Genomic DNA, 3,856 nt, shown 5'->3' with positions numbered 1-3,856 from the left:
CAGTGGTTGGGGGGCTTCGGCCGCCTCGGGGGTGCGCTCCTCGCGGGGCGTGCGTGGCCCGCGATCCGACTGTTGATTGCCTCGCCCGCCAGCCTGCTCGGTGGCCTTTGAAGCAGCTTCACTCACTTGTTCAGCCGTGTCGGTGTTGGCATCGTCACGACCACCGCGACCGCCACGGCGGCGGTTACGTCCGCCCCGACTGCGGTCACCATGTCGGTCTGCATTGCGATCACCGCGTGCATGGCGTGGTTTTTCTGCTTCAGCTTGCTCAATCACCGTGGCTGGTGCATCGGCGGATTTGCCACCACGCAGCCAACTCATCAATTTTTCAAAGAAAGAGGGCGCAGAAGTTGGGGTGGCCTGAGCCACCACCACCTCGGTTCTGGGTTTACGCTCAGGCGCTGGTTGGGTGGGAATCACACCCTTAATTACCGCTTCCTGGCGCTTGGCCGATTCGCTTTCTACTTTCTTGTCGTAGTAGCTCTGCTCTTCCTTGGCCGTGGCCAATTCAAAGCTGTTGCGTGGGTCTTCCAGGCGCTCGTCGTCGTGGCGCAGTCGAGTTACCTCGTAGTGAGGCGTTTCGAGGTGCTTGTTGGGGATCAACAAAATATGCACCTTCAGGCGAGCTTCCAGCTTGTAAATTTCGGAACGCTTTTCGTTTAACAAAAACGTGGCCACGTCGACTGGCACCTGCGTGTGTACACTGGCAGTGCCTTCTTTCATGGCCTCTTCCTGAATAATGCGCAGCACGTGTAGCGCTGAGCTTTCAGTGTCGCGAATCACGCCGGTGCCGTTGCAGCGAGGGCAAGTGGTGTGTGACCCTTCGTTCAATGCCGGGCGAATGCGCTGGCGGCTGAGTTCCATCAGGCCAAAACGGCTGATCTTGCCCATTTGCACGCGCGCACGGTCAAAATGCAGGCTGTCTTTTACCCGGTTTTCAACTTCCTTCTGGTTGCTGGCCTTCTCCATGTCAATGAAGTCGATCACAATCAGACCGCCCAGGTCGCGTAGGCGAAGTTGACGTGCCACCTCCTCAGCGGCCTCCAGGTTGGTGCGCAAGGCGGTGTCTTCGATGTCAGAGCCGCGGGTTGATCTGGCCGAGTTAACGTCAATCGACACCAAGGCTTCGGTGTGGTCGATCACGATGGCGCCGCCCGAGGGCAGGGGAACCATGCGGCTGTATGCAGTTTCAATTTGGTGTTCAATCTGGAAGCGGCTAAACAAGGGAATGTCGTCCCTGTAACGCTTCACCAAATGCATCATGTCCGGCATGACGTGCTGCATAAATTGCTTGGCTTGCTCGTAAATCTCATCGGTGTCGATGAGCACCTCGCCGATGTCTGGGCTGAAATAATCGCGGATGGCGCGAATCACCAAGCTGCTTTCCTGGTAAATCAGGAAGGCTCCGCTGGCCGATTTGCCCGCGTTGTCAATGGCCGTCCACAGTTGCAAGAGGTAGTTCAAGTCCCATTGCAACTCTTCCACAGAGCGGCCAATACCAGCGGTGCGGGCAATGATGCTCATGCCTTTGGGGTATTCCAGCTTGTCCAGTGCGTCGCGCAATTCTTGGCGCTCTTCACCTTCAATTCGGCGGGACACACCACCACCACGCGGGTTGTTGGGCATCAGGACCAGGTAACGCCCAGCCAGAGAGATAAAGGTGGTCAGGGCGGCGCCCTTGTTGCCACGCTCTTCTTTTTCGACCTGAACAAACAGTTCTTGTCCTTCTTTAACAGCATCCTGAATGCGGGCTTTGCCGGCATCAATGCCTTCTTTGAAGTACTGGCGGGAGATTTCCTTGAAGGGCAAAAAACCGTGACGGTCTTCACCATAATTGACAAAACAAGCTTCCAGACTGGGCTCTACGCGGGTAATCACACCCTTGTAGATATTGCTTTTACGCTGCTCGCGTCCGGCTGTTTCAATGTCGATGTCGATCAGTTTTTGGCCGTCGACAATGGCAACCCGAAGCTCTTCAGCATGGGTCGCGTTGAATAACATGCGCTTCATGCACACTCCAATAGCACCTAAGTGCAAAAAGAGATGCCGAAAAAGCGGAAGAAAAAAGAGGTTTCAAAAACGAAAACAACACGCCGCCTGCCTGATCGCAATCAAGGCAGCGGATTCAACAAGGCATTGATATTTAAAAATAAATATGGATTCAAATGACACCTGTACCAGGTGGGCCTGCGTCGTTTTTGGTTTACCCAGCGCTTGGAGGTGCGCTGGTGCTTAAAATCTTTTTTCAGCTCTAGGCGGGCTCTAACAAGCCGCGCGCCTCTTTTTCGAACATCGATGCCGCCTTCCAGGGCAGGTGGCTAACCCGTTAATAAAATCGCAAGGCGGACACGACAACAATTCAAATCGGCCCAGTCCCAAGCGATAATTCGATTATATGCTGAACCTCGCCCGTTGGTAAAACAAAGAATTGAAAACACAGGAAAAACCCAATCCAGACAAAGCCGTGCTGATCGAAATTGATGAGCGGCATGAAGCCCAACGTCTGGACAACTTTCTAACAGCCGTGTGCAAAGGGGTGCCCAAAAGCCACCTATTCAGGATCATTCGTTCGGGTGAGGTGCGGGTGAACCGAAGTAGGGCCGAAGCCAAAACCAAGTTGCAATTGGGTGACGTCGTACGTATTCCACCTATAAAAACCACGATAAAACAAAATGTTGAGCCTGGATCTTCAAATGATTTGTTAGCCAGCGCCGCCAAGGCAGCGCGGCAGGCCGCCTCCATTCCGGTGCTCTTCGAGGACGATCATCTGTTGGTGGTTAATAAACCGTCTGGCATGGCGGTGCATGGTGGCTCTGGCGAAAGTCTGGGTGTTATTGAATGCCTGAGGTTGTCCCGAGCCAATGCCCGTGAAGATCTTGCCCTGGTGCATCGCATTGACCGCGAAACTTCTGGTGTGCTGGTCGTATCAAAAAAGCGTAGCGCTCTCAGGGTGTTGCAGCAACAGCTTCGGGAAAGATCTTGGAAAAAGTATTATTTGACCTTGGTGCATGGACAATGGCCATCTCAACTGCGGCTGGTTGACATGGCCCTACGCAAAACCCAGGCCTCTCAAAAGGAGCAGCGTGTTTTTGTTGACCCCAACGGTGACCCTGCAGTCTCAAAATTTAAAATAATTCAAAGGTTAGCGGGGTTTTCTTCAATCTATACCTTGCTTCAAGTTCGAATTCTGACGGGTCGAACCCACCAAATTCGCGTGCACACAAGCGCCAGAGCTCATCCCATCGTCGGTGACGATCGCTATGGCGATTTCGATTTAAACCGTAAATTGGCCAAGCAAGGCCTAAAGCGCATGTTTTTGCACGCCGCGCGCCTGGAGTTGCTCCACCCTGCGAGCAAAGCGCCTTTGGTGCTCGAAGCCCCCCTTGCCCAAGAGCTCGATCAATTTTTGCAATCTTTAAAGGCAGTACCCAATTCATGACGTACAAAATGGTTGTTTTCGACTGGGATGGAACCATCCTGGATTCCACGGGTGCCATTACCCGGGCCATCCAACAAGCGTGCCTGGAGGCAGGGCTTCCCGACCCCGGGGCTGAAATTGCCTCCTATGTCATCGGCTTGGGCTTAAATGACGCATTGCGGCATGCCGCGCCGGGCGCCACCGAAAGTCAAATCGCCAGCCTGGTCAATAGCTACAGGCACCACTATTTGAGCAAAGACCACGAACTTGAGCTGTTCAGTGGCGTAGTGCCGCTGTTGCAATCGCTCAACGACATGAAAGTGATCTGCACTGTGGCCACCGGCAAAAGTCGGCAGGGGCTGAACCGAGCCCTGGAACAAACGGGCACTGGCCGTTATTTCATGGGGTCTCGCTGCGCTGATGAATGCCACAGCAAGC

General features: G+C 54.0%; 3 protein-coding genes. 2 read left to right on the top strand and 1 reads right to left on the bottom strand.

Going from position 1 to position 3,856, the window contains the following annotated elements; genetic code table 11:
• Positions 1-2,010: ribonuclease E/G (locus tag ACEQU8_RS09240; protein WP_370263111.1), on the bottom strand; the 2,010-nt coding region annotated here is incomplete at its 3' end.
• 418 nt (positions 2,011-2,428) lie between these two features.
• Between ACEQU8_RS09240 and ACEQU8_RS09235 the strand changes: the two genes are divergently transcribed.
• Both ACEQU8_RS09235 and ACEQU8_RS09230 read left to right on the top strand, forming a co-directional pair.
• The gene (locus tag ACEQU8_RS09235) at positions 2,429-3,439 is read left to right on the top strand and encodes an RluA family pseudouridine synthase (protein WP_370263109.1); all 1,011 of its coding nucleotides are present in this window, start codon (positions 2,429-2,431) and stop codon (positions 3,437-3,439) included.
• On the top strand, positions 3,436-3,856 hold a 421-nt coding region (locus ACEQU8_RS09230), incomplete at its 3' end, for an HAD hydrolase-like protein (RefSeq protein ID WP_370263108.1). The genes ACEQU8_RS09235 and ACEQU8_RS09230, both read left to right, overlap by 4 nt.

It is taken from the genome of Limnobacter sp. (assembly GCF_964228395.1).
GTDB lineage: Bacteria > Pseudomonadota > Gammaproteobacteria > Burkholderiales > Burkholderiaceae_B > Limnobacter.
This window is presented reverse-complemented; position numbering and strand designations above follow the sequence as displayed.